A 25,589-nucleotide genomic window follows, 5' to 3' on the forward strand; every position below is an offset into this window, starting at 1 on the left:
GATAATCAGCAACTCAGCAACAGAAATTAATAGTTTAATGGTCACACGGCAAAATAGTCTCATTCAAGCGTCATTGCTCTGTAAGATTTAAGTGTCTTAGCAGGCAATCTGTTACCAGATGATCGCTGCCGCATTAATTTTCGTAGTGGCTTCGTTGGGTTAGTTTTGTTCACATGATTAAAGACCTCGATCTGATCAAACGTCTCGGTCCAAGTGCCATGGATCAGATCATGCTGTATCTGGCGTTTAGTGCCATGCGAACGAGCGGGCATCGGCATGGCGCGTTTTTGGATGCGGCAGCAACGGCAGCAAAATGTGCCATCTACATGACCTATCTGGAGCAAGACCAAAATCTCCGCATGACGGGGCACTTGCATCACATTGAGCCAAAGCGCGTTAAAGCGATCGTTGAAGAAGTGCGGCAAGCGCTAACTGAAGGCAAACTGCTGAAGATGTTGGGTTCTCAAGAGCCACGCTACCTGATTCAGCTTCCCTACGTCTGGTTGGAGCAGTATCCTTGGCAAACGGGGCGATCACGCATTGCTGGCACCAGTCTCACATCCGAAGAAAAGCGCCAAATCGAGCAAAAGCTACCGCCCGGCAGTTTGCCTGATGCCCAGTTAATTAATTCGTTCCAGTTCTTAGACCTTATTGAGTTTCTCCACGGTCGCTCTCAAGAATATGTGTCGGCAGATCAGCAGATGCCCCTTAGCGAAGCACTGGCAGAGCATATTAAGCGGCGATTGCTCTACTCTGGCACTGTAACCCGGCTTGATTCTCCCTGGGGAATGCCTTTTTATGCATTGACGCGGGCATCCTACTCCCCTGCCGATGAGGAAGAGCGGACATTTGTAATGGTGGAGGATACTGCCCGGTACTTCCGCTTGATGAATGCGTGGGCAAAGCGCCAAGCTAAAACGATGCGAGTGCTTGAAGAATTGGATATACCAACTGATCGCACCGAAGAAGCGCTAGATGAACTGGATAAAGTCATCCGGCAGTGGGCAGATAAGTATCATCAGGTCGGCGGCGAACCGTTTGTGGTGCAAATGGCGCTCGGTCTGAGAGAAGAGGAGGAATTGGGGAGTCGGGAGTAGGGAGTGGGGAGCAGGTGCGGCAGGGGAAGCAGGATTCTTTAGCCTTCAGCCCTCAGCCTTTGGACTTCTCAACCTCACCCCAATGCCCGGTTGCTCCTGCGGCAGCACTCGCCCATTTTGAAAGCTGGCACCGACAAAGGGATCGTCAAGCAGATTCAAGTGGCTGTCCAGATCTAGATGGTCAGCTAGGGGCGAAAGCTGAGCGATCGCCGTGTTCAGTAAGGCACTGTCGGAGTAGCAGCCAAACATAATCTTTAACCCACAAGCGCGAGCAGTATGAAGCATGCGCCACGCCTCTGTTAAACCACCGGATTTCATAAGTTTGATGTTGATGCCATGCACGCGATCGGCTAACGGTGGAATGTCATAGCTACTAAAACAGCTTTCATCGACAAAGATTGGTAAGGGCGATTCGTGGTAAAGCGTGGGCAAATCACCTTCCTGTCCCTTTGGTAGGGGCTGCTCAATGTAGGTAATGCCGCGATCGGCTAACCAATAGGACATTTGCAACGCTTGCTCTAGCTTCCAGCCGCCATTTGCATCAACGCTCATTTGGGTAATGTGGGGCGCAGCATTTTGGACGGCTAACACCATTGCCTGGTCTGCCTCCAACCCGGCAGGACTACCTAGTTTGAGTTTCAGCGCCTGAAGGGTAGGCACCTGTCCCAGCCAATCTTTGACGCGCTGTTGGGCAAGATCGGGCGGATTGATGCCAATCGTGATTGAGGTCGGCACGATGCGATCGCGCTCAAAGCCCCACAGTTGCCACAGCGGCAGGTTTGCTTGCTTACCTGCCCAATCATGCAAGGCTATGTCTAAAGCTGCTCGCGCTCCAGAGGGCAAACGTGCCTCAAGCATGAGCCGTTCAACGCGCTGCCGTTCTAGGGGGCTGAGCGCTTTCAGCAGTGGCGCAATTTTTTGCAATGATCGCGCGATCACCTCAGTAGTTTGTGGCTGCTCACCGATCGAAAAGGGCGATGCTTCTCCCCACCCTTCGATGCCATCATGCTCAATCACGACCCAAACGTTTGTTGTCTGTGCTGTCGTGCCACGGCTGATAGTAAGAGCAAAGCGTTTATGAACAGTAAAAAGCTGAACGCGGAGTTGCATGGGGGGATCAGGGCTTTGTGGAACTTTAAGGATTCAATTCAATTCAATTTAAACAGTATTTAAAGAGTGAAATCGTTCTTGGAACGGTAGCAAGGTGCTTATGCTAACCAATTTCACACGATCGCTGGCTGCACGATCGCGGCGGTTATCTCGTCAGTGGTTGACTGTACTCTTAGCCAGTGTGCTAGCGCTTTTGTTTTATGGGGTTGTTGCACCTGTGCTGTCACGCGCAGAGTCCTTGCAGACAAAGGTGTTTGAGCAAATTTGGCAGACAGTCAACGACAATTTTTACGATCCAAAGTTTAATGGCGTTAACTGGCAGGCAATGCGGCAGAAGTATGCGCCCCAGGCAACGCAGGCACGATCGCCCGAAGCGTTGGCAGTGGTGGTTAACCAAATGCTTGACGAGCTAAACGTCTCGCATACGCGCTATTACACGTCGGCAGAGCCAGAGTATTACCAGCTTGCGGGCATTTTTTGGCAGCGAGGCATACAGCGGCAACTCAAGCCCTTTTTACCCAACGGCAAACTAGAGTACGTGGGCATTGGTGCCTACACTCGTGACGTTGACGGCAAGACCTTTATTCGTGCGGTGCTAGATGGTTCGCCTGCTGCCCGCGCTGGACTAAAGGTTGGGGATCAACTCCTGTCTGTGGATGGCAAGCCCTTCCAGCCCATTGAATCCTTTGCAGAAAACGCTGATCGCCCCGTCAAAATCCAAATCCAGCGCACTCCAAATGCCGCACCTCAAACGATCGCCGTTACACCCAAGCGCCTCGACCCCACAACCATGTTTCTCGAAGCGATGAAGTCAAGCGTCGAAGTCATTGAGCGCGGCGGCAAAAAAATTGGCTATATCCACATTTGGTCTTACGCTGATGACCTTTACCAACGACAGCTTGAGCAAGAATTGAGCGATCGTCTGAGCCAAGTCGATGGACTCGTTTGGGATCTGCGGGATGGCTGGGGTGGCGCTGACCCAAGCTATTTGAATCCGTTTACGGCACCCGCGCTCAACGTAACGTTTACCAATCGCAACGGCACCAAAGGTCGCTTTGACCTGCCGTGGAAGAAGCCAGTTGTGATGCTAGTTAACCAGGGATCACGCAGCGGCAAAGAAATTCTTGCCTACGGCTTTCGACAGTTTCGAGTCGGCAAAATTGTGGGCAGCAAAACGGCTGGAGCCTTGCTAGCCGGACGCGCTTACATCATGCGGGATGGCAGCCTGCTCTACCTTGCGGTTGCAGACGTATCAGTCAATGGAGAGCGGCTTGAAGGCAAAGGCGTTGCCCCTGATATTGATGTGCCGTTCACCGTCCCCTATGCACAGGGAAGTGATCCTCAGAAGGACAGGGCGATCGCAACAGTGCTAGAGGCGATCGCGAGTCCTGGTCAGTCCTGAAGGCTGAAGCGTTGGAGGCAAGGGGATGAAGTTTTTTCTGGCTCCCCTGCGACCCTTGCTTCCCTTGCTACCTCTCCTTTCCCTGCTCCTGATTTTCACGAATTGTCCGCGATCGCCCTTACAGCGTTTGTAGAAAAACAATATTAGTCGCTAGTATCGCTAGCTAAGTTCCACGTCATCAGTTGCTTTCGTAAAACAGATTGAGATGAAGAAACAAGTACTTGCTTTCGGGCTTGGTATCGGGTTCGCGTTAATGGGATCGCCCGCTGAGGCTGTTCAACCTGCGCCGATTGATGGCAATGCTAAAGTGCAATGGTCTAAAGTCATCAGCGATCCCTTTGATGGTGTGGTTGTTTATGACAAAAACTTTAGCCCCTCTGACCACGGCTTTGTCTTTGTCACAAGCTGGTCAAAAGGTGGGATTCGCGCTACTTATACCTGGTACGAGTCAGACCTCGTTGGCTATAAAACTGTTTGGCGCACTCGTTGGGTTGAAAAGAAGGGTAAAAAAGTTGAAGAAAGTTACTCTCAGCAGGAGCCAATCTACCATTACACCCGCTTCGACGAGACACCCAAGGCAATTTTGTTCGCCGTTAATGGTCAGCTTTACACCTATGAGGATGGAGCAGTGGAGCCTGAATTAGCAACCGCTCTTGCCAGCGCTCCGCCAGGAAATATGCGAATCCGGTTGGTGTGGGAGAACGGCAAAACAAAAGATATCGAAGTGGGTAAAGGCACTGTCGAAGCGTGGAAAGTTGTATTTAGAGAGAAGACTTGAATGTTTCGCCCACCGCAAAGACGTTATATAGATAATTAGGATTTACGCATAAAGTATTTAGATCCCCGATTTATGGTTAAAGCTCAACTGTAAGCCTTAGCCTACTGTAGGAGCTGGGGATCTGGGCGTAATCCTAATAATGTCTTTCTGGAACGACAACTGCTAACGCGATCGTTCAAAGTCATAGAGCTTTCCTCATCGTTGATTGTCACTAAAACGTCAGGAAAGTGTCAGCATAGTTGGTAAAGCAGAATCGGCAGAGCGATCGCCTACAGACAAATTTGTTCAGAAGTAGCGCTTGTGCACGAGACCTTTGAGCCGATCGCTCTCAAAGTCGTTGCAGGGTTACAGGCTGCTCGCATAGAGATCTCAGTTACGCCTTTACATTCATGGTCTTTCCCATTCACAGTTTGAGAGGCAATCATGACAACGCTGCTCATTCAAACAGAAAACAGTCCATTGACAGTGAATTTGCCTGCGATCGCCCCTATGACTCCCGCGCAGTTCTACGAATTCTGTTTAGCCAATCGCGATCTACGCATTGAACGCACTGCCAGCGGAGATGTAATCATTATGCCGCCTGCTTTTGCCGATACAGGGAACCGAAACTTCAACATTGCTGCCCAACTTTGGAACTGGACAGAGCAAGATGGAACAGGTATCGGCTTCGACTCCAGTGCAGGCTTTACTCTGCCGAATGGTGCAACTCGCTCTCCTGATGCTTCCTGGATTAAGCTAGAGCGCTGGCAGACCTTAACGGAAGCACAAAAAGCATCCTTTGCACCGATCTGCCCTAATTTTGTAATTGAGCTACGCTCTTCTAGCGACACGCTGACCAGCTTGCAAGACAAGATGAAGGAATACATTGCGAATGGAACTGTGCTGGGGTTTTTAATTGATCGCAAAAACCGAACGGTGCATCTTTATCGTCCTCAGCAGGAACCGACCATCTTACATAACCCTGAGACTGTGAGTGGTGATCCAGAGCTATCAGGGTTTGTCCTACAAATGGCAAAGATTTGGTGATCGGCGAATTTCAGGATGTTGTCTGTAATATCCCTGAATCAATCCATCAAACTCACATAGCCTTCATGTTAAGAGCGATCGCTAGAACCACAGCCTAGAATCAAGACAACTTGCTGGGTTGCACTATTTCTAGGCGGTGAAAAATGCAGGAACGTTTAAGTCTTTTCCTGAAGTTAACAGCATTTTTCGTCTTCCAATTTTGGCTGATGATTGTTAATCACTACAGTCTGCGAGGCAGCCTTTTGGGTTTGCCCGCTACCGCTGTTGTGGGTAGTAGCGCGATCGTTTTATTAGCTTTCTTAATCGTCAAAGTTAGACAACCAATTTCACACCCTTCTGTTGAAATTTCTTCTCGTCAGAACGCTCGGCTTACACTTACGTTCTTAATTATGGGGTGCTTGTTGACGGGATTCCTGCTTCCGATGAGCGAGAAGGAGAAAGTGATATTTGAACTACTAATAATCATGTTAGGGATCTGCTTGTGGATCTACCTTTTCTTGATCTCATTAGTCTCATTGGCTTTGCTAAGTGTTTGGGGGATGATTAGCGGATTTCAAATTGATTCTGCAACTGGAAGCGCTGCCTCAACTCAAATAACTTTGATAATTGGAACCCTGACAGGTCTTATCGCTTACTGCGTCGTCATTGCTTTGTTCTTCGATTTGGTTGTTTCTCTAGTTAACCGGGCAGCCTTGACCAAGCGCCTCGAACTGACAGCCTATACGTTGCAAGCGATCAGCCTAGTGCTCGTACTTTCTTTCTTTCTGGGCAAACTCCAATACACTATGCCAGGTGACCAATTACTCTGTTCCAAAAGCTATCCGTCTCCTAGTGGCCAGAGATCGATCGTGATTGAAGACTATGAAGAATTGGAGGGAGACCGTTACTATAGCCATGCCTACTTGAATGGACTGATTTTTAGAAGAGACTTGGGAGACTTTCCCAACAGGTACCGCTGTAGGCGAGATAACCTTACGTTCAAATGGAGTGAGGATGAAAGCCAAGTTGATTGGGAGAAACTGTATTCATCCCCTTGACGCACGTTGACCAAAACCTCGGAGGTTAAGCAATCACCTTTGGGGGTAATACTTGATGCTTGGTTAAAACCTTTGAGGTTTCCGTAAGTCCTAATACCTCCATTGCTTATAGACAGTTGGAGAGTTCAATTAAATTGCCATCTGGATCGCGGAAGTAAATGGAGCGAAGAGAGCCGATCGCGCCTGTCCGTTCTACCGCGTCTCCCAGTAACTCAACATCACAGGAATGAAGATGTGCGATCGCATCTTCCAGCGGCACTGTTGTTATAAAACAGAGATCTGCTGAGCCCGGTGAAGGGTGGAGTGCTTTGGGTTCAAACTCGTTGCCTGCTTCGTGCAGATTGATCTTTTGCTGACCAAAGCGTAACGCTTTGCGATCCTTTCCAAACGTAATCACTTCTAGCCCTAGAGTGCAGGTATAGAAGTCGCAAGTTGCCTGAATGCTGCGAACGGTGAGAACCAGATGATCCAGGCGATCGACGTACATGGGCAACGTTAGCTCCAGTTCCACATCAGCGGGTTGTCATCAAGGGAATCAGTGACGGTACGCCCAATCTGGTCAATTTCGGCAATATCTGCGTCAGTAAGCTTGATTTCGCCTGCTTTGGCATTGTCAATCGCTTGTTCGGCATTGCGGACACCCACGATCGCATTTGCCTGAGGTTGGGCGATTAGCCATGCCAACGCCAGATTGCCAAGGCTGGTTTGGTAGCGATCGGCGATCGGGCGTAGTTTTTCTAAAGCAGTCTGGGCGCGTTGATAGGTCTCGCCTTGGAATAGCTTGTTCTTCGCGCGGTTGTCTTCTGGCGGAAAGCGGTGATCAGGTCCAAATTTGCCTGTCAGAAGTCCTTGTGCCAACGATGAATAAGCGATGATGGAAATCTTCTGCTCTACACAATAGAGCACAGCATCTTTTTCCACATAGCGCCAAAACAACGAGTAGGGTGGTTGCAGGCTGTCAATGCGCCCGTACTGAGCCGCTTCTTCTAGCTGTTTCTGGGAGAAGTTAGACACACCGATCGCCCGGATTTTGCCCTGTTGCTTCAAATCAGTGAGCGCCCGCATCGTTTCTTCGATCGGCACTACTTCACTCTTAAATGCACCAGAGGGCCAGTGGATCTGATAGAGGTCGAGACGATCGGTCTTCAAATTTTGGAGCGAAGCCTCACAAGCGGCAATCACCTGATCGTACTTAAGGTGATTGGAAAATACCTTCGTGGCGTAGACAACCTGATCCCGCACGTCCGAGAGCGCCTCGGCAACAACCCGCTCAGAATGTCCTTTTCCATAAACCTCAGCCGTATCAACGGTTGTGATCCCAGCATCAAACGCGGCTCGTATGGCTTTGATGGTTTCGGCATCTTCAACACCAACCCATTGGCTTTTACCGGCTTGCCAGGTGCCCGTAATAATGGGCGTAATATGGATGCCTGACGTACCAAGTTCTCGCGTTTCCATATTTGTCGCTAGGTTAGGGTTCACGCTCACTGTAACGCTGGCTATGAGTGTCGTGCATCGTTCGAGAGGTTTAGCTATCAGCAGTCAGCAGTTAGCGGTCAGCCTGTGATTTAGTAAATCCTAATAACTGATAGCTGATAGCTCTTAAATTGGTTCTCCATCGCCCTGACAAATTCAAAGGTCAGCAGTCAGTCGGTTATTTAGTGAACCTTGAAGGCTGATAGCTGATAGCTATCCATTAGTTCTTCATCGCCCTTACAAATTCAACGCTAGCTGAAGCTGTGACCGAGAGCGGTTTTCGGGTAGCGGTACAGGGCTGGCACTAACGGCTGAACAGTAACGGGCAAAGGTACAACGATCGCACTGCCGTCCGGTTTTTGGCTCCCAGCCGCGATCGTAGCGTAGCCGCACTGCCAGATTGCTAATCATTGATTCCACCTGCTGCCGATGCTCTGCTGTCGCTTCAAAGCGAATTTTTTCGCCCGTACGTAAAAAGATCAAGCTGAGGTATTTCAGGCTTTGCTGGTAGGTTTGCTCTAGTGCCAGGTAGTACAGACCAATTTGAACATCAATCTCTGTTGCGTCTGGCAGCTTCACCTCACGGCTCGATTTGTAGTCGATCAGCTCCAAGCCATCTGAGAGAAAGTCGAGGCGATCGTACCGTCCTGTGATCAAAAACTCCAAATTTTCGACTTGCAAAAAGCCTTGAATCCGCCCTTCTACCGCCAGCGGCTGCCTCAGTGCAACTTCGCTGGCGATAAAACGGTGGTAATAATTTTCCAGGATTTCAAATCCTTCCATAGCCTGGCTAGCGCTCAGTTCTGTCGAATGCTGCCGCCAGCAATGATGCACCCAGCGTAAATCTGGTATTGGCTGTTCGTAGTGCCAGTCTCGGTGGCATTGGGCAAGCGCCTGGTGAAGCGCAATACCCAATGAGGCTGACCCAAAAAACTCGTTGGTTGTTAGCTTTCGCTCATAGCGGAGGTAGTAGGCGTAGGGGCAGCGGTTGTACGCCTGAAGCTTCGTCGCTGAAATTTGGTAAGCCATACTGCTCGCTTTGAATGAAAGGCACTGGGAATGGAATTGCCAGCTAGTTTTCTGCATTCACCGTCTAGTCAAGGTTGACCACCGGCTACTAGTTACTAACCGCTAACGGCTGCTAGCTAATTGTTTTGCCCGATCGGACGTTTGAACAAGGCATCCAGGTAAATGCGCGAAGCCTGACGTTGGTTTTGCTTTTCTGGGAAAGCATCGGGGCTACGGTTTTGCAGTAGAAATAGCGATAGGGCAGCAGTAAACACCCGATCCTGATCCCAGTCAGGACGGACTTCTAGGTAATGCTTGAGGGAATCGTGTAGTACTTCAGGGACTTCGACTAACAGGCTAACGGTGCTATTCATAGAAATTTTGGTTCTCCCTAATCTGGGCAGGGTGAATGGGTGGAATACCTGGCGTTGCTGGATCTGAGATGAAGTCATCTAATCTGCCCTGCCCTTCTCCCACTCCTTTTGGGAAAGGGAGAAGGGTCAGGAATGAGCACAATTCATCTCGCTATGAAGCAACGCGAATACTTGGCGGATGGTGTGTTAAGCAGCCAAACGCAGCGCAAAGCTGACCTTGCCAGGAGACGCGCCCATCTCTGAAGTTAGACAGGATGGACGTTTGCCAGCAATCGGTCGGTGCGCTTTCAAGCCAGTCGTCACATTGTGCGGTCGGGTTCCCTGTCTTGTCAATGCTGCGAAATGTTACATACGACTTTAGACGATCAAAAGATTCACGAGGGAATCAGGGTTTGAGGCACTTTTTTGTTACATAACTTCATGAAGTTTGGGCGATTTTCGCGCCTTGAACCCGATCGTCCCCAATTGGTCGATCGCGGCGGCAAAGACCGATGCCTTCGTGCAGCCTGTGGAGAACTTTCGCAATCCTGTGGATAAGCTGTGGATTTCGTGGGGAAAAGCGCTTAACAACTTGTGGAAATACTGTGGATTTCGTGGGGAAAAATAAAGGCAATGATAAGAATTGCAAAAGGTGCAAAAGTCACAACTTGTTAGCTTTTTAGCGAGCGCTGTACAAGCTGCTAACACAAAAGCGCCGAGAATGCCGAGGAAATTCCCAGCAAACTCTGCGCCTCTGCTGGACGATACTTTTTGCGATCGCCTCCCTGCCTGTAGACAAAAGTTGTACCAATCCTCCCTAGCCCGCTTTCAAAAAGAAACCAAACTACAACGTTTAAGTTTCTTTATCTAAGGGAACTAAGGAGGGGCACTCTACAACCTGCGGCTCCCTGAGGGATCTATGTACACTGCCCCTGGTTAGGGGGAGATTTAACCTCACTTCTTGGGATGAGACTTGAAGTACGTCTTATAAAGTTCGTGAGCGATCGGCACTGCTGACACAGCCCCAAACCCACCATTCTCGACCACAACTGCCACTGCAATGCGGGGGTTACCTACAGGACCAAAGCCAACATAGAGGGCATGATCCGGTTGCCCCAACACTTCGGATGTTCCTGTCTTGCCGCCAGTCGGAGGAATCGAGCCATCGCTAAGCTGTTTAGCTGTCCCCTTTTGTACAACGGCGTTCAGACCTGCTTTAATAATGGCGATCGTGCCTGGGTCTAACCCAGTTGCTTCAGGTTTCAGTTGGGGATCAGCCGTTTGGGCTTTCAGTAGATGCGGCTTGACACGCTTGCCATCGTTCACGATCGCTGCTGTCATTACTGCCATTTCTAACGGTGTGACCTGCACCAACCCTTGACCGATCGCCATGCTTACGGTGTCGCCACCATACCAGGGTTCTTTGTATAACGTCTCCTTCTCCGCGGGTGTTGGTACTAAGCCCCGGCTTCCACCATCCAAGCCCATCGTGTCTGTAGTGCCAATCCCCAACCGTTTTGCCCATTTAGAAATTTGTTCAGGTCCCGCTGCCAGCCCCACCTGATAGAAGAACGTATTGCTGCTGTAAGCAAAGGCATCCCGAAAGCCAATCACCCCATAGCCAGCGCCATGCTCGTGAAACAAGTGCCCACCCAAGTTGAGTGCGGCAAAGGTTGCCAGCGTTGAATCGGGCGAAAACTTGCCAGACTGAATACCAGCAGCTGCCGTTACCACTTTAAAGGTGCTACCAGGTGGATAGCCTTGCAAAGCACGATTCAAAAAGGGCTGACTGCTGCTCTGTAGCTCTTTCCATTCGGCTGGAGAAATGCGGCGTGTGAACAAATTGGGATCAAACGTGGGTCCACTTGCCAGCGCGAGTACTTCACCTGTATGCACATCCAGAGCCACGACAGCGCCTCGACGCTTTGCCAGCGCTTTTTCTGCCGTTTTTTGTAACTCCAAATCGAGGGTTAGCTGCATCGGCGAACCAGCCTGCGACGGCTTCATGCCCAGCGATTTAACGATTTGTCCGGCGGCATCGACTTCCAGCAGTTGCCCACCCCACACCCCTTGAAGTGAGTTGTTGGCAATGCGCTCAACACCCATCTGCCCTACCAGCATCCCCATATGGTACTCAGGATGCTGCTTGAGATCATCAATCGTTGCTTCACTGATATAGCCCAGGATGTGCGAGGCTAGACTGCCATGGGGGTAGTGGCGGTTTGACTCACTGCGAATCTCTAACCCCGGAAACTGATTATGGGTCTCTGCTAAAGCAACAAAGGCAGACGGTGTCAAATCACGGCTCACGCGCACTGGTGCGGGAGAGTTATACCCACCCTGTTCTAGCTTGGCAAGAATCTCTTCAGGCGGCATGTTAAGAATGCGACCCAGTTTTGTTGCGGTGTCTGCCCACTGCGCCTTGGATTGTTCTCTAGGCGAAAGATAGACCGATCGCGCCAGTCGATTAGATGCCAGCAGCTTGCCATTGCGATCGAGAATGTTGCCTCGATCGGACGGCGAAGGCACTAGTGCAATCCGGTTTTTATCAACAAGATGTCGGTGATACTCACCCTGAACAAGCTGAAGCTGAATCAATCGCAACAGGCAAGTGCTGATCAACCCCGTTACAATCAACAGAAAAATCACCGCGTGCTGCGATCGCTGTGTCAGTCCAACGTGGATACGGCGGTTTTTAGAAGCAAGGGAAAGACCATTAGCCATGACTAAGAACGTCCAACGATAGAAGCATACCGGCTATAACTTTCAAGGCAATTGGGCAAAATTTTACAGTGAAAACTAAATCTATTACTAGCCGTAGCAAGCAACTGTCTGTCTAATACTCTTGCTTCTCTTATGCCTTCAATATATCCGCAAAGTTTATACAAACATTGCATAAGTTTCTCTCTCTAGCAGCGCTCTATCTGACCAAGCCCTGTAGCATTCGTCGTTAGCGCTTAACGAAACTCACTATATTTAGTGCAGCCAATTTTTTAGCGCTTAGATTAAAGTTAGCTGGCACTTAGATTAAAGTTAACTGGCACCAAAGCGAATTCGCAGTAACGATAAATCATCGTCTAACGCCGCTTGATTATTAAGTGTATGGATACGGTTCAGAATATGATCTAAGCCGTGCGCTTCAATCGCAGCGCGATCGTCAACTAATAAAGCAGCAAAGGCATCAAAGCCCCAAAGCTCATCGCCCTGAAAGAACTCATAAAGACCATCGCTGAACACATAGAGAACGCTAGCTTCGTCAATATCGCAACGCTGATCAGTAAAACGTGTATCAGGAAAGAGACCAATTGGCATGCCAGTCGTCTTTAAGTGCGTGACTTGAATACCTTGATCAGTGCTGTCATGCAGCAAGATAGCAGGCGGATGTCCGGCGCTTGAATAAACCAGTTGCTGCTTCGTCTGATTATAAACACCGTACCAAATTGTAAAGTATTTGGCATTCTGACTATCCATTTGAAAGGCTTCGTTAAGAGCCGTCAAAACATGGCTGGGTTGATAGAAGTTTACGTCACCCATTGACTGCGCTCGCAGCATATTTAGGACTGAGACGGATGGCAAGGCTGCACCTAAACCATGCCCAGAAACATCCAAAAGATAAATCGCTAAGTATTCAGGATCAAGCCAGTAATAGTCGAAGCAATCGCCACCTAGATGTTGTGATGGTACAAACCGTGAGTCAATCGCAATGCTGCCCTCTAAAGGCGCTGGCAAGAGCGATCGCACATACTCTGCCGCTTCGCTAAAAGCAGCTTCCAACAGGTTTTTCTGAGTCTGCAAGTCTTGATTTGCTTGCTGCAAACGCAAGCCTGCCCGCACTCGTGCCTTCAGTTCGTTGAGATCAACTGGCTTAGCTAAAAAGTCATCCGCACCATTATCTAACCCATGTACACGGTCTTCGATCGCACCGCGAGACGTTAACAAAATAAAGAAAATGTTGGCTAAATCAGAATCGGTTTTAAGCTGACGACACACTTCTAAGCCATCGATCAACGGCATCAGCCAATCGCAAATAATAAGCGATGGACGAAGTTCTCGTGCTTGTCTAATACCCTCTAGCCCATTGTTGGCAACAGCAACGTTGTGCCCCTGATCTTTAAGTATTTTCTTCAGAATAACCTGAGTAGTTGGATCGTCATCAATAACTAAGATTTGAGCCATAAAAAGAAAGTTAGTTTAAAGGTTTGGAGTTATCTTTTATAGCAATAGTCGGATTAGTTTTCCCAATCCTCCTAACTACCATAGCGATCACTTTAATTAAAATGACTAAAGTAAAAGCAGCAGCTTTAGGTGTCAATCTTTAGGTGTCAGTAAGTAGCTGGGCGTTATTTACAAGCTGCATTTCGACTTCGCGTTTGACGTTTCCGCTAAGCTCAACGTCGAAGCCTAAGCGCCCTTCGGCATGAATGCTCAGGTCGAAAGCTCATGCCGAAGTCTCAATGCTCTCAGTCTTATGTGTAGGCAGGTTGAGCACAGCCGAAACCCAGTCTCTAAGTAGTACTTAATTTAGCCCTCCTACTTAATGATTGATCAGATACCCATTACGGCTCAGGTTTCGGTTGACAGAAAGAGTTGAACAGCATCAAGGGTTTGTTGCAATTTAGCTAATTGTTCAACCGCATCTGCTTGAATTTGATTGTGCCGTGCCTCTTGCTCAAATTGAGACGCGATCGCGGACATTGCCGCTAGACCCACATTAGCACTGGCACCTTTAATATGATGAGCGGTATGTTCTACGTCAAGAAAATGACGGTGTTCGATCGCTACTTTCAGACTCACCAGATGATTACCAACATCTTCGACGAAAATATGCAGTAGCTCACGCTCAAACTCCTCATTATTGTCCGAAAGCTGATGTAAATAATTCCAATCAATCACGTGGCTCAATGCGTTGTTAGCCGTAGGTGGGTTGGCGATCGTAGAGGAAGCGATCGCGTCTGCCGATGGTGCCAATGGTGGCTGGAGAACAGTAGTTATTGCTGGGGATGGTAGCGCACTTGTAGCGGTCTGTCTACGTGCTAGCAGCACCTGGCTCCAGTGGGCTAATTTAGCAGCTAAAACATCCTTCCGCAGTGGCTTACTCAGGTAGTCATCCATCCCGGTTGCAAGACATCGATCGCGGTCTTCTTTCATCGCATTTGCCGTGAGCGCAATAATAATCACCTGTTGCAGTTGCCCTTCTTCCAGCCGACGAATGACACGAGTTGTGCTGTAGCCATCCAGCCCAGGCATTTGACAATCCATCAGTACCAGGTCGTAAGTAGTTTGGGTCATCATTTGTAACGCCACTTCGCCATCAGAGGCAACATCAGCGGTATAGCCTAAATGCTTAAGCTGGCTCAATGTCACCCGCTGATTCACAACATTATCCTCTACAAGCAACAAGGTCAGGGGGATTGCGGGATGAGCATTGTCAGGAGTTGAATCGGTCGATCGCCCTGTCTTGCTAGCTAGTAGCGAGCTAGCATCAAAAGAGCCAGCATCAAAAGGACAAGCCAACGGCTCAGCATCAGATGGTGCAGGGACGAGGGGCAATCGCAGCGATGGATCAGCCATCACGGCATTTAGGATGCAGTCGATCAAGCGAGACTGCTTAACGGGCTTGACCAGGTAAGCCGAAAACCCTTGCGCTAAAATCCGGCTACTGCTGCTCCCCTGATTAAGGGAGGTCATCATAATCAGCTTTGTGCTAGCTAGCAGTGGATCTGCCTTGATCTGACAGCCCAGCATCTCGCCATCCATCTCTGGCATTCGCATATCTAACACTGCTACGTCGTAAGGAATGCCCATACTGGCGTGTTCTCGCAACGCCTGGAGCGCGGTCGTTGCATTTTCAGCTTCATCAGCGTGCATCCCCCAGGCAGAAACCTGATAACGCATGATTTTGCGATTGGTGGCATTGTCATCCACGATCAGTAGACGGAGTTGATGGAGGGGAGCGGCGATCGTCAGTGGCGGTGATGTAGCCGGACGATAGGGGCGATCGAACGTCAGCGTGAACCAAAACCGCGATCCTTGCCCCAGCGTACTTTCCACTCCAATCTCGCCGCCCATCAGCTCGACCAACTGGCGCGCAATGGCTAACCCCAAGCCTGTACCACCATAGCGTCGTGTGGTAGACGCATCTACCTGCGAAAACGGCTTGAACAGCCGCTCTAGACCAGCAGCAGGAATACCAATACCCGTGTCAGTTACAGAGAACATAATGGTGGCTGTGGTAGACGTTTCAGCAATGAGCGATGCCTGCACCACCACCTCACCAGTGCTGGTGAACTTAATCGCATTGCCCACCAGATTGGTCAGAATTTGCCGAAGCCGATTGGCATCGCCGCGAAGTTGAGTCGGTAGGTTTCGGTAAACGAGGGTTGCCAGTTCAAGCCGTTTAGCATGGGCAACGGGAGCCAGGATGCCTGCGACCTCTTCGACACATAGGTTTAGGTTAAAGTCGATCGCGTCTAGCTCCATTTCCCCAGCTTCCAGCTTAGAAAAATCGAGGATTTGATTGATCAAATGCAGCAGCGTTTCACCACTGGTCTGGATCGTCTCGACAAAATCGCGCTGTTCTGAGTTAAGGCTGGTTTCCTTGAGCAGCCCAGTCATGCCCAAGACACCGTTCATTGGTGTGCGAATTTCGTGGCTGACAGTTGCCAGAAAGGTACTTTTCATCTGAGAGGCTTGCTCTGCCTCGCGACGGGCTTGCTCTAGCGCCACATTATGTTGTGCTAATTGTTCGCGCTGTTGGGTTTCGCGTACTAACAAATGCGCCTGCGTCAGCGCAATGCCCACCTGATCAGCTAGCTGGGTCAAAAAGTCAATTTCAAAAGCGCGCCAATGCCTAGGAGCAGCGCAATGATGAGCAATGAGCAACCCCCAAAGCCTGGTTTTGCCAGTGGCACTACGCCCTTCGAGAATGGGCACTACCAGATTGGCTCGCACTTGAAATTGAGCCAGCAGGTCTTTGTAACAGGTGGAAAGGGAAGCCTGTTCAACATCGTCGAGTATCTGCGTTCTGCCCCGGTAGTACACTTGCCAACCACCATCTTTAAAGCAGGTGTCCTGAACCATCGCTCCCAAGGTAGACATGCAGCCCGGAGCGACCGACTCCACAACAACCGTGCCATCCCAATTCGGTTCAAAGCGATACATGAGAACGCGATCGACTTGCAGAAACTGGCGCACCTCAGCCACCGTTGTACTCAAAATCTCACTTAGCTTCAGCGATTGCCGAATACGGAGAGTGATCGCGGTAAGGAGGTAGGCGCGGTAGTTTTGACTTTCTAGCTCTGCTTCTGCCAGTTTGCGTTGGGTGACATCGCGCACGATGATTACGGCTTCATCATCACCACTAACGGCAATGCGGGCTTCTTCATAGTGAATACCATCCTCCAGCGTCAGTTGATATTCACAAAATTGGAGTTCGCCGGTTTTAAGGGCTTGCTCCAGGCAGTGGCGACGCTTCTGAGCTACTTCGGGAGGCAGGGCATCGGCTTCACATTTGCCAATAATTTCAGCAGGCGGCAGAAGCGTACCAAAGTCTTTAGCAAATTTGACATCCAGGTAAACACCCTCACGGTTGACGCGTAGCATCAGGTCAGGAAGGGCATTAAGCAACGCCTGACTGCGAGCTTCAGTCTTGCGTAAGGTTTCCTCGATTTGCTTGCGATCGGTAATGTTGTTGAAGGAACAAAGAACGTGCTGGATGCTGCCATCAGGGTTGAAGTGTGGGTCGGCGTTGACTAAAAGCCAAGCCAGATCACCAAATTTGGGACGATACACGCCCATGACAACGTTATGTACAGGTTTGCCAGTGGCGATCGCCTGAGGTACAGGATGCTCTTCACCAGGGAAGGGAGAGCCGTCTTCATGCACGACTCGCCAGCGAGGATCTAGAGATGACATCCCCATCATTTGGGCTTCGTCTAGCCCCAACATTTTTAGGGCGGCTGGATTAACCAGCAACATTTCAGCCTTTGACCCCTGCAACGCAATACCTGTTGAGAGCTTTTGCACCAGGTCACGAAAATGGGCTTCGCTTTGCTGCAAGGCATGTTCGGTCAGCTTGCGCTGGGTAATATCTTGAAGCTGAGAAACCAGGTGTAGCGGATTACCCTCGGCATCGCGCAACAGAGACGATGTGAGCAAGACCCACACTATATGCCCTGTTTTGTGAAGGTAGCGTTTTTCTAACTGATAGGACTCAACCTCGCCTAACAACATTTGCTGAAAAAAGCGCAAATTTTGCTCCAGGTCATCAGGATAGGTCAACTCTTGAAAGGTTTTGGTCAGCATTTCTGACTCGGAGTAACCAAAAATGGCGCAGATTGAGCGATTGACTTGCAAGAAGCGTCCATCAAGCCCAACGAGCGCCATGCCGATTGCGGCAGAGTCAAACGCACCCCGAAAGCGACCTTCACTGCGTTGGAGTGCGACCTCGACCTGCCGCCGTTCGTCGATCGCAGTCGTCAACGCATCAAGACTCAGGCGTAGCTCTAGCTGTCTGACGACCTGGCGACCGAGCCGACAAAGAGCATCCACAAGCGCTGGCTGCGGTTCGCGAGGCTGCCGATCCATCACGCAAAGGGTGCCGATCGCATACCCTGATGGTGTAATTAAAGGAACAGCCAGATAAAAGCGGACATACGGCGCATCTGTTACCACTACGTTTTTGGCAAACTGAGGATCAGCGGCGGTATCAGCAATGATGAGAGGCTCTCGCCGTTCGACGCAGAGAGCGCAAAAGCCAACGTGAAGCTCTAGGGTATCGATCGCCACCCCTACTTTTGACTTAACCCACTGGCGATCGCCCGCTACCAGAGTCATCATCGCCATCGGTGTACCGCAAACCTGAGCCGCTAGCTGCGTCAGGTCATCGAAGGCTTCCTCAGGCGCTGTATCCAGAATTTGGTACTGAAACAGAGCCTCTAGCCGCTTCGTTTCCTCTGTTTGTGGCACTGCCTTCATATCTACCCTCTGGTTGCCTGCTTCAGTACGCCTTTTGCTCATCTGTAACCATTTCACCTACGCCATAAGACTGTTGTAGAGGCGCAGTTATTAGTCCTGCGTTGCTAGAGCTTTGCTTACAAATGACTGAGGCTGTCCGTGACTGCCCAAATATTTTATGAGTCTGCCCTAATCAGTAGCGACACTCACGCTCTCAGACCATTTTCCTGCACTTGGCAGCACGGCGATCGCCCTACGACTAAGTAGCTGAGCATAATTATTGATAAGCTGCCCTTCGACAGAGCACTTACGCCAGGGTCTCAAGGCTCTCAGTCCTATATGTCGGCGGGTCTCGACTGCGTTCAACCTGGTCTCTCAGTAGTGCTTAATTTAGCCCTCCTACTTAAGACTGCAAGCTTTTAAGCATACAAACTGAAGGCGAAGCTGAACAGACAGGCAATAGCCGTTTGCTAATCGTCGAGGCACCAGGATAGTAGCGCTAATGCCCCAGCTAAATAGAGCCATGTTGGCAGACTCAAGGCACTTAACCAGTCAAGTGGTAGCACTAACAGATTGATCAGCGCTAGGGTGGCAACCATCACGATGGTAAGTGTGACTAGCGGCATACCGATCTCACATTTGCAGTGGGCGTAGATCTAGAAGTTGACCGAATCGTTGACCAGATTGATCGCTACTGTCTGGTTCTACGAACCAAATTGTTTCTTTGCCTGTTCGTAAACCTCGATCGTAATCTGAGTCATGCCAGACTCTTGGGCAAATTTCTCAATCTTTTTGCGGGCAGCAGGACGCACGAAAAACGGAATTTCCTTCAAGCGAGCTTCCGCTTCTACTGTCCACTCAATGGCATTACTCATAAAGCCTTCATACAGGTTTTGTACAGCCTATTTAATGTAACCCGTGTTTTAGGATTAGGCAGCGTCAGGATGGCTCCATCCCTTTAGGATGGATGTAGTATGCAGCAGGCACCGCTCTAATGATGAGAACATTTACGCGAGAACCAGGTTCAGGGCTAGGTTTGGCGATCGCCACCCTCATAGCGATCTTTGCCACGCTGATGGTAAATGTACTGTCTAACCTGTATCCGCCGAAAGGTCTGAATATTGGCGCGATCGCCAACACCATTCTGAAAGGGGTGCAGATTACGCCCGCCAACTATGCCTTTGCCATTTGGGGACTTATTTACCTGGGGTTGCTTGCCTACGGCTTTTACCAGCTTCGTCCGGCTCAGCGTCGGCATCCCACGTTTCAGCGGGTGAACTGGCTGCTGATTGTTGCCTGTGTCGCGCAGATGATTTGGGTGTATCTCTTTACGCTGCGGTTCTTTGGGCTGTCGATCGTGGCAATGCTGGGCATACTGCTGGCGCTGATTGGGGCATACCTACAATTGAGCAGCGGCAACGTGCGAGTCTCACGCGATCGCTTGCGTTTTGCACACCTTCCCTTTAGCCTTTATCTCGGCTGGATTTCAGTTGCAACGGTCGTCAATGTGGCATCAGCACTGTATGCGGCTAGATGGCAAGGGTGGGGTATCAACGCGACTGCCTGGACGGTAATTATGCTGCTGGTGAGTGCAACGATCGCTGCTACTGTTGCGCTGCGGCAGGCAGATATCACCTTTACGCTCGTCTTTGTTTGGGCGTATGTCGCGATCGCGGTGCGTCAGGCTGCCAACCCAGCGATCTGGATAACGGCGATCGTGCTGTCGATCGTGCTGGTCGCTCTACTGGTTTTTAGCCGAAAGAAGCGAAGACCACTAGCCAGTTTTGTGGGCAAGTAAACAACCGTGTTCTGTATCAGTCAGGTTGCGATCGCTCTGTCAGTTAACCTACCACTGATAACACACAACATGAGGGAGCTTAAGCGAGCCGAGAAATTGCAAGTTGAGGATTGAGAAGTTAAAGGATGAGCTACACTGTTTCTAAAATTTTCGGAGTACCTTTTTATTGACTAGTGCAGCTTCATAAAGAACATTGACAGCAGAAAACCGAAGCCACGACGATTTATTTTTTTAGTTGCAATGTTGTTTTTGTATCCAGCTCTCAAATTTTCTAATAATCGTCACTTCAAAAAGATCTATTTCTATAGCCTCTCCTTCTTTAAGTTCTGACACCTTACTCACAAGTTCTTTGGTCAAGGTAAGTTTTCCTCGAATAGTGTCTTCGCGCTTGCCAAGCGAGATTTCTGTTCCAAAAATCTCTGCTGAAGAATTGGCAATTAACTCAACAATTTCAATAAACCCACCTTCGTCAGACTCTTCTATTAAAGGTTTACGTCGATCAGCAGTGTAGTTAATTTTTATCTTAGGGCAGTCAACATATAATATTCCTGTTGAGATGATCTCGAAAAGTTGATTTGTAAATGATATAGCCCAGTCACTAATATCTAAAGGAATATTTATGATGCATCCAGTTAGATTCTGTATTTTATACAACTTATCAACAAATTCAATGAAATAAGGAGGGAGAGGATTCAGTTGAGGTAAAAATTCGCTGAACTCGTCTAGTTTTATCCCATGTTCAGAGTTTGAAAATTCTACTACTATCCTTCCACCAGAAGCAGATATTTCCCAAAAATCTACAATTTTTCTAGTGTCTGTAACATTGTGTCCTGACAATGTGAATTGTGGTTGAAAAGTTTCGGTCCAGCCACCTTCTGTTTTTCGGTACTCTATCTGAAAATGAACTGGGTAAAATTGGTGTTCGTTACTGAGAAGTAACAATTCTGTTCCTGCTCGAATCGCACAGAATACGACATTCTCAAAAACAACTGACTTTCCATTTCTCCCAAGAAACTCAATCTTATTTGCAATAACCTCCTTATCGCCTTTCGGTATAATCTCAATTTGGTAAAAACGAGCACCATCAGGAAGAAACCACTTAGACCACCATTCTGAAAAATCTACTCCTTTGATATACTCTTCATCAAGAATTAAAGGTTCGCCCTTACGTATAAATTTTTGGAAATTTTCTTTTTCTTTCAACCCCTCGCTGGTATTTGTGAAGTTCGTTCTAAGTCTCAATTTGAGTTCTTTGTCTCTTGAGATGAGGGGATAGAAATAGTTCCCTATATTTCTACGAAGTTTTGCAAACCCACTATTGCTTGTATCGTTTTTCCAAACGATATTGACACTAACTGTTTTCTTGTTTCTCCAGGTTGAATTCTTTTCGTTCAGACAAGAGACAGCATCATCTACTAGGATCCATCGTCCTTCTCGAAGAATAATGTCCCAAATTACTAAAACAACTGGTTGATCAAATTCAGCCCAGTGTTTTAAGTCCTTCACCTCAAAGGGATAAGATAAAGAATCACTTCTTTTATTCCTGCGTTGTTCAAGATTAGTCACGCTTTTGAGTTGAATGTGAAATATAGTACCTGTCGCTCGACCATCAAAATAAACGTGAATCAGCATGTCTTCGCCTAAATCACGTTGCGGTTCAATAGCTTGCCAACCAAATCTCGTCAACCACTCCTTGAACTGACATCTGCTAATGTCTTCTTGCTGCATCTTTCCCGTAAGTCGGCGCGGTCGCTGATTCATGCTGATGACACGGATTGACCTATAAAATTTTACACATTATTGAAAAAATCAGAGAGATTGTAATTGCACTTTTGATAACCTCGGCTTTTGAGCAGCTTGTTGAATTTCTGTACCGATTTCCAACAAGTTTCTTGGGTTTGTTCTTTTGTGAATTGTTCCCCTATTACCTGCTATTTGGGTTGCTGTATCGGTTAAGAACCTAATTGCCTGCGCTATCGCCATTCTCTACTTATGCGATCGCCCCTCACTTCAAATAAATCTCTGGTCTCCACGGATCTCTTAATTGGTTTAGAATCTAAAGCCAAAGAACTGAAATCCTATGAGTGCTTTTCGAGTTGGGGTCGCGGGTCCGGTGGGTTCGGGGAAGACAGCGCTGGTAGAGGCGTTGTGTAAGGCGCTGCGCGATCGCTACCATCTGGCAGTCGTCACCAACGATATTTACACCCAGGAAGACGCACAGTTTTTGGTGCGGAGTCAGGCATTAGAGGGCGATCGCATCCGTGGGGTAGAAACAGGAGGCTGTCCGCATACGGCAATTCGGGAAGATGCGTCAATGAACCTGGCGGCGATCGAAGACCTGGAGCAGCAATTTCTTGATCTCGATCTGGTGTTTGTAGAAAGCGGCGGCGATAACCTGGCAGCCACCTTCAGCCCAGAGTTAGTGGATCTCACCATCTATGTGATTGATGTCGCGGGTGGCGACAAAATTCCCCGCAAGGGTGGTCCAGGAATCACCAAGTCTGATCTGTTAGTGATCAACAAAATTGACCTAGCCCCTTATGTCGGTGCAGATTTAGACGTGATGGATCGAGATGCCAAAAAAATGCGGGGCACCAAGCCATTCATCTTTTCCAATCTCAAAACTCAGGAAGGGTTAACGGCTGTCATTGCTTTTCTAGTTGCCAACTTGCCGCCCAGCCTCCACGCGAGTCAAGTGCAAACCTCTGCATAAGTTGAAAGCTCAACGCTGTCGTGCTGCTAAAGGGGTCAAAGCCCAATGACTTAAGGCAGATTGCCTGCGCATGGGAGCAAGGGAGCGATCGTGGCATGAACGTATGCCCTTAGCAATTTGTGATCTATCTCTTTGGTAGCTTGTGATCTGGCTCACCGAGTGCCTTTTAAGCTTGACCAAAAGTTATTTGTATAGCCAGATACAAATACTGTGCAGGCGTAACTCTAATATCACACAGTATTGCTGCACTCCTCTACATAAAGGATTACTAAGTCGGGCTTCGCGATCACGCCAGCTCGGTTGCATGGGATTGCACATACAAGCTTTTTACAGGAAGGAGAATTGCTTCATGAAGTCGCGTCGATCCCAGATCATACTTGGTGGCATCAACCGTCGTCGGTTTATCCAGTATGGTTCGCTTGCACTTGGCTCTAGTATTCTTGCCGCTTGCTCTGGCGGCACCCAAACGGGTGATACCGCTGCATCACCTGGTGCTAGCCCGGTGGCATCAACCGCATCTGGCGATGGCATCAAGGTTGGGGTAATGTACTCCACAACGGGATCGATCGCCATTGTGGAAAAATCTCTGCAAGACGCTACCTTTTTGGCGATCGAGCAAATCAACGAAGGCAAAGGTCCCTGGGCAGGTAAGCAAGGGATTAAGGGCAAAAAGATTGAGCAAGTGGTCGTCAACCCAGACTCCAACTGGGATTTGTACAACCAGATGTCAAAGCGGTTGATCGACGAAGACAAAGTGGTTTGCGTCCTGGGTTGCTATACCTCCGCCAGCCGCAAATCTGTACTGCCTGTCTTTGAAGAAAAAGACAAAATGCTCTACTACCCCGTTTACTACGAAGGAAACGAGTGTAGTTCCAACGTCATCTATACGGGCGCAGCACCGAACCAGCAAATCACTGACTCGATCCCTTACTGCGCTAAAAACTTTGGCAAGAAAGGCTTCTTCATCGGGTCTGACTACATCTACCCCAAAGAAAGCAACCGGATTGCGAAAGCCGAGCTTGTCAAAGCCGGTGGAGAAGTGGTTGGCGATGAATATGCTGCACTGGGGACAACCGAGTTCATCACCATTATCAACAAAATCAAGCAGGCAAAACCTGACTTTGTGTTGAGCAACCTGGTGGGTGATAGCATTCCCGCGTTCTACAAGCAGTACAAAGACGCTGGACTCACGTCAGCCGACACGCCCATCATGGCGTACCCCACCACCGAAGAAGAAATTCAGGCGATGGGTTCTGAGTTTGCCGAAGGGCACTACAGCAGCTTTAACTATTTCCAAACGGTTGATACGCCCGAGAACAAAGCGTTTGTAGAACAGTTCAAGGCAAAGTTTGGTCCCGATCGTGTAACCAATGGGGTGATGGAAGCCGCCTATCTCCAAACCTTCTTTATGGCACAGGCGATGGAGAAGTGCGTGAGCGAAGGCAAGGAATTGACAACCGCAAACCTGCGTGAAGCCACTCGTGGACAAGAATTTAAGGCACCACAGGGCACCGTCAAAGTTGACCCCGATAACTACCACACCTATCTGTACTCCCGCATTGGCAAGTGGAAAGAAGATGGGCAGGCAGAAATTGTGTTTTCCACTGAGGCGGCAGTGAAGCCGATTCCCTGGAGCCAAGCGCTCTACAAGGGTCGGATCTGCAAGCACAAGACACCTGACGATCGCAGCAACCCCACTATAGAAACGAAGAAGGATATTCCGGTTGAGTTTCTGAAGCAGGCATAGCGCCTGCAAACCTGAGCCTGACCGGACGCGATCGTGTTTGGTCAGGCTGTTTTCATCAAGGCTCATTTGACAAGATGCTGTTCTGGTTGAGTAGGGGGGTTCATGGATTTTCTTTCGTCTCTGGTCTATCTAGCACAGTCGTCTCCACCAGCAAAAAGCATTGACCCGATCGCCTTTGCCAATCAACTTTTGAATGGTATCGGGATCATAGGTATTTTGCTGCTAACTGGGTTAGGTTTGGCAATCACGTTTGGAGTGATGCGGATCATCAACCTGGCACATGGGGAGTTCATCATGCTGGGTGCATACACCACCTTTGTGCTGCAAAAGAACTTCAAGATGGATTTGCTGCTCACGATTCCCTTTGCCTTCTTGCTGACGGCAGTAATTGGGGCGATCGTTGAAATTACTATCATCCGAAAGCTGTATGGGCGACCGCTAGAAACACTGCTGGCAACGTGGGGACTCAGCATTGTGTTGCAAGGTGTCGTCAAGCTGATCTTTACGGCGCAGTTAAAGTATGTGAAAGCGCCACCCTATATTAAAGGCAATCTATCCCTCTTCAATGCGGGTGGTCAGTCGGTTGAAATCTCGTACTACCGGCTGTTCATCTTTGCTGTAGCGATCGCGTTACTGGGGTTAACGGCGTTCTTACTCTACAAGACAGCTCTGGGTCGTCAGATTCGGGCAGTGACGCAAAACCGGGAGATGACGCGGTGTTTGGGCGTGAATACGAGCCTAGTAGACATGGCAACGTTTGCCTACGGCTGTGGTCTGGCTGGCATTGCAGGTTCAGTCATTTCGTCCTTAAAAAGCGTGGCACCACCCATGGGGCAAGACTACCTGGTGGATGCCTGGATGACGGTTGTAACGGGTGGTGTAGACAAATTGATCGGCGTACTGGCAGGTTCGGTGCTGATTGGGTCGGCTAACTCCGCGATCGCCTATCTGCTAAACGATCCGGCGGCACGAGTCATTGTGCTCTTTTCTGTCATCGTCTTGATCCGTTACCGTCCCGAAGGTCTGTTCACGGTACAGAAACGGGCTTAGAGTTTTTAGCTGTTGGTTGTGAGATAGATATTCTGTTCT

21 protein-coding genes are annotated in these 25,589 nt (G+C 49.2%); 10 read left to right on the forward strand and 11 right to left on the reverse strand.

Annotated features, from left to right (window positions below):
- The first annotated feature begins 173 nt into the window (after positions 1-173).
- Positions 174-1,097, forward strand: coding sequence for a heterocyst differentiation master regulator HetR (gene hetR / locus H6F86_RS28785; RefSeq protein WP_190454084.1), 924 nt, complete (start codon positions 174-176; stop codon positions 1,095-1,097).
- A 45-nt stretch (positions 1,098-1,142) separates the two neighbouring features.
- Here hetR and H6F86_RS28790 read toward each other — a convergent pair whose 3' ends face one another.
- Positions 1,143-2,207 (reverse strand): dipeptide epimerase, encoded by a 1,065-nt coding sequence (locus H6F86_RS28790; protein WP_190454086.1) that lies wholly within the window; start codon positions 2,205-2,207, stop codon positions 1,143-1,145.
- 100 nt (positions 2,208-2,307) lie between these two features.
- Between H6F86_RS28790 and H6F86_RS28795 the strand changes: the two genes are divergently transcribed.
- From H6F86_RS28795 to H6F86_RS28810, 4 genes are all read left to right on the forward strand, one after another.
- Positions 2,308-3,609, forward strand: coding sequence for a S41 family peptidase (locus H6F86_RS28795; protein ID WP_190454089.1), 1,302 nt, complete (start codon positions 2,308-2,310; stop codon positions 3,607-3,609).
- 205 nt (positions 3,610-3,814) lie between these two features.
- A complete protein-coding gene (locus H6F86_RS28800) occupies positions 3,815-4,387 on the forward strand; it encodes a hypothetical protein (protein ID WP_190454092.1) in 573 nt (190 codons plus the stop codon).
- A 423-nt stretch (positions 4,388-4,810) separates the two neighbouring features.
- Positions 4,811-5,413: a Uma2 family endonuclease gene (locus H6F86_RS28805; protein ID WP_190454095.1), complete on the forward strand. Its 603-nt coding sequence runs from the start codon at positions 4,811-4,813 to the stop codon at positions 5,411-5,413.
- Positions 5,414-5,556: 143 nt separating this feature from the next.
- Complete coding sequence (locus H6F86_RS28810) at positions 5,557-6,450, forward strand: hypothetical protein (RefSeq protein WP_190454097.1); 894 nt, start codon at positions 5,557-5,559, stop codon at positions 6,448-6,450.
- A gap of 106 nt (positions 6,451-6,556) precedes the next feature.
- Here H6F86_RS28810 and H6F86_RS28815 read toward each other — a convergent pair whose 3' ends face one another.
- The 4 genes from H6F86_RS28815 to H6F86_RS28830 form a co-directional block, all read right to left on the reverse strand.
- Positions 6,557-6,961: a VOC family protein gene (locus H6F86_RS28815; protein WP_199305548.1), complete on the reverse strand. Its 405-nt coding sequence runs from the start codon at positions 6,959-6,961 to the stop codon at positions 6,557-6,559.
- Positions 6,946-7,908 carry an aldo/keto reductase gene (locus H6F86_RS28820; RefSeq protein WP_190454100.1) on the reverse strand — a complete coding sequence of 321 codons (963 nt, stop codon included), beginning with the start codon at positions 7,906-7,908 and terminating at the stop codon, positions 6,946-6,948. Before H6F86_RS28820 ends, H6F86_RS28815 begins: the two co-directional genes overlap by 16 nt.
- A 255-nt stretch (positions 7,909-8,163) precedes the next feature.
- The gene (locus H6F86_RS28825) at positions 8,164-8,955 is read right to left on the reverse strand and encodes a PD-(D/E)XK nuclease family protein (protein WP_190454103.1); all 792 of its coding nucleotides are present in this window, start codon (positions 8,953-8,955) and stop codon (positions 8,164-8,166) included.
- Between the two features lie 116 nt (positions 8,956-9,071).
- On the reverse strand, positions 9,072-9,386 hold the full coding sequence (locus H6F86_RS28830; protein WP_347241304.1) for a DUF2811 domain-containing protein: 315 nt from the start codon (positions 9,384-9,386) through the stop codon (positions 9,072-9,074).
- 349 nt (positions 9,387-9,735) lie between these two features.
- Between H6F86_RS28830 and H6F86_RS28835 the strand changes: the two genes are divergently transcribed.
- Positions 9,736-9,915, forward strand: a complete 180-nt coding sequence (locus H6F86_RS28835) for a hypothetical protein (protein ID WP_190454110.1) — start codon at positions 9,736-9,738, stop codon at positions 9,913-9,915.
- A 326-nt stretch (positions 9,916-10,241) separates the two neighbouring features.
- On the opposite strand, the gene mrdA is transcribed toward H6F86_RS28835, so the two are convergent.
- From mrdA to H6F86_RS28860, 5 genes are all read right to left on the reverse strand, one after another.
- A complete protein-coding gene (gene mrdA, locus H6F86_RS28840; protein WP_190454113.1) occupies positions 10,242-12,011 on the reverse strand; it encodes a penicillin-binding protein 2 in 1,770 nt (589 codons plus the stop codon).
- A gap of 309 nt (positions 12,012-12,320) precedes the next feature.
- Positions 12,321-13,463 (reverse strand): SpoIIE family protein phosphatase, encoded by a 1,143-nt coding sequence (locus tag H6F86_RS28845; protein WP_190454116.1) that lies wholly within the window; start codon positions 13,461-13,463, stop codon positions 12,321-12,323.
- A gap of 387 nt (positions 13,464-13,850) precedes the next feature.
- Complete coding sequence (locus tag H6F86_RS28850; protein WP_190454119.1) at positions 13,851-18,305, reverse strand: PAS domain S-box protein; 4,455 nt, start codon at positions 18,303-18,305, stop codon at positions 13,851-13,853.
- Positions 18,306-18,712: 407 nt separating this feature from the next.
- Positions 18,713-18,841, reverse strand: a complete 129-nt coding sequence (locus tag H6F86_RS33030; RefSeq protein WP_277881723.1) for a hypothetical protein — start codon at positions 18,839-18,841, stop codon at positions 18,713-18,715.
- A gap of 105 nt (positions 18,842-18,946) precedes the next feature.
- Positions 18,947-19,117: a PCP reductase family protein gene (locus tag H6F86_RS28860; RefSeq protein WP_190454126.1), complete on the reverse strand. Its 171-nt coding sequence runs from the start codon at positions 19,115-19,117 to the stop codon at positions 18,947-18,949.
- Between the two features lie 119 nt (positions 19,118-19,236).
- Here H6F86_RS28860 and H6F86_RS28865 point away from each other — a divergent pair, with 119 nt between their 5' ends.
- Positions 19,237-20,040: a tryptophan-rich sensory protein gene (locus H6F86_RS28865; protein ID WP_242033724.1), complete on the forward strand. Its 804-nt coding sequence runs from the start codon at positions 19,237-19,239 to the stop codon at positions 20,038-20,040.
- Positions 20,041-20,271: 231 nt separating this feature from the next.
- On the opposite strand, the gene H6F86_RS28870 is transcribed toward H6F86_RS28865, so the two are convergent.
- Positions 20,272-21,768 carry a DUF4365 domain-containing protein gene (locus tag H6F86_RS28870; RefSeq protein ID WP_190454129.1) on the reverse strand — a complete coding sequence of 499 codons (1,497 nt, stop codon included), beginning with the start codon at positions 21,766-21,768 and terminating at the stop codon, positions 20,272-20,274.
- Positions 21,769-22,120: 352 nt separating this feature from the next.
- On the opposite strand from H6F86_RS28870, the gene ureG reads away from it, so the two are divergent.
- From ureG to urtB, 3 genes are all read left to right on the forward strand, one after another.
- Positions 22,121-22,753: an urease accessory protein UreG gene (gene ureG, locus H6F86_RS28875; protein ID WP_190454133.1), complete on the forward strand. Its 633-nt coding sequence runs from the start codon at positions 22,121-22,123 to the stop codon at positions 22,751-22,753.
- Positions 22,754-23,102: 349 nt separating this feature from the next.
- On the forward strand, positions 23,103-24,500 hold the full coding sequence (locus H6F86_RS28880) for an ABC transporter substrate-binding protein (protein ID WP_190454136.1): 1,398 nt from the start codon (positions 23,103-23,105) through the stop codon (positions 24,498-24,500).
- A 102-nt stretch (positions 24,501-24,602) separates the two neighbouring features.
- On the forward strand, positions 24,603-25,550 hold the full coding sequence (gene urtB / locus H6F86_RS28885) for an urea ABC transporter permease subunit UrtB (protein ID WP_190454138.1): 948 nt from the start codon (positions 24,603-24,605) through the stop codon (positions 25,548-25,550).
- The last annotated feature ends 39 nt before the right edge of the window (positions 25,551-25,589 follow it).

The organism is Phormidium sp. FACHB-592 (assembly GCF_014695795.1).
Taxonomy (GTDB): Bacteria; Cyanobacteriota; Cyanobacteriia; order Leptolyngbyales; family Leptolyngbyaceae; genus Stenomitos.

Coding starts and splice junctions, on each gene's coding strand:
- H6F86_RS28860 (WP_190454126.1), bottom strand. CDS start 19,117: ATGAGTAATGCCATTGAGTGGACAGTAGAAGCGGAAGCTCGCTTGAAG.
- urtB (WP_190454138.1), top strand. CDS start 24,603: ATGGATTTTCTTTCGTCTCTGGTCTATCTAGCACAGTCGTCTCCACCA.
- hetR (WP_190454084.1), top strand. CDS start 174: ATGATTAAAGACCTCGATCTGATCAAACGTCTCGGTCCAAGTGCCATG.
- H6F86_RS28795 (WP_190454089.1), top strand. CDS start 2,308: ATGCTAACCAATTTCACACGATCGCTGGCTGCACGATCGCGGCGGTTA.
- mrdA (WP_190454113.1), bottom strand. CDS start 12,011: ATGGCTAATGGTCTTTCCCTTGCTTCTAAAAACCGCCGTATCCACGTT.
- H6F86_RS28880 (WP_190454136.1), top strand. CDS start 23,103: ATGAAGTCGCGTCGATCCCAGATCATACTTGGTGGCATCAACCGTCGT.
- ureG (WP_190454133.1), top strand. CDS start 22,121: ATGAGTGCTTTTCGAGTTGGGGTCGCGGGTCCGGTGGGTTCGGGGAAG.
- H6F86_RS28830 (WP_347241304.1), bottom strand. CDS start 9,386: ATGACTTCATCTCAGATCCAGCAACGCCAGGTATTCCACCCATTCACC.
- H6F86_RS28820 (WP_190454100.1), bottom strand. CDS start 7,908: ATGGAAACGCGAGAACTTGGTACGTCAGGCATCCATATTACGCCCATT.
- H6F86_RS28845 (WP_190454116.1), bottom strand. CDS start 13,463: ATGGCTCAAATCTTAGTTATTGATGACGATCCAACTACTCAGGTTATT.
- H6F86_RS28865 (WP_242033724.1), top strand. CDS start 19,237: ATGATGAGAACATTTACGCGAGAACCAGGTTCAGGGCTAGGTTTGGCG.
- H6F86_RS28825 (WP_190454103.1), bottom strand. CDS start 8,955: ATGGCTTACCAAATTTCAGCGACGAAGCTTCAGGCGTACAACCGCTGC.
- H6F86_RS28790 (WP_190454086.1), bottom strand. CDS start 2,207: ATGCAACTCCGCGTTCAGCTTTTTACTGTTCATAAACGCTTTGCTCTT.
- H6F86_RS28800 (WP_190454092.1), top strand. CDS start 3,815: ATGAAGAAACAAGTACTTGCTTTCGGGCTTGGTATCGGGTTCGCGTTA.
- H6F86_RS33030 (WP_277881723.1), bottom strand. CDS start 18,841: ATGGTTGCCACCCTAGCGCTGATCAATCTGTTAGTGCTACCACTTGAC.
- H6F86_RS28870 (WP_190454129.1), bottom strand. CDS start 21,768: ATGCAGCAAGAAGACATTAGCAGATGTCAGTTCAAGGAGTGGTTGACG.
- H6F86_RS28805 (WP_190454095.1), top strand. CDS start 4,811: ATGACAACGCTGCTCATTCAAACAGAAAACAGTCCATTGACAGTGAAT.
- H6F86_RS28810 (WP_190454097.1), top strand. CDS start 5,557: ATGCAGGAACGTTTAAGTCTTTTCCTGAAGTTAACAGCATTTTTCGTC.
- H6F86_RS28850 (WP_190454119.1), bottom strand. CDS start 18,305: ATGAGCAAAAGGCGTACTGAAGCAGGCAACCAGAGGGTAGATATGAAG.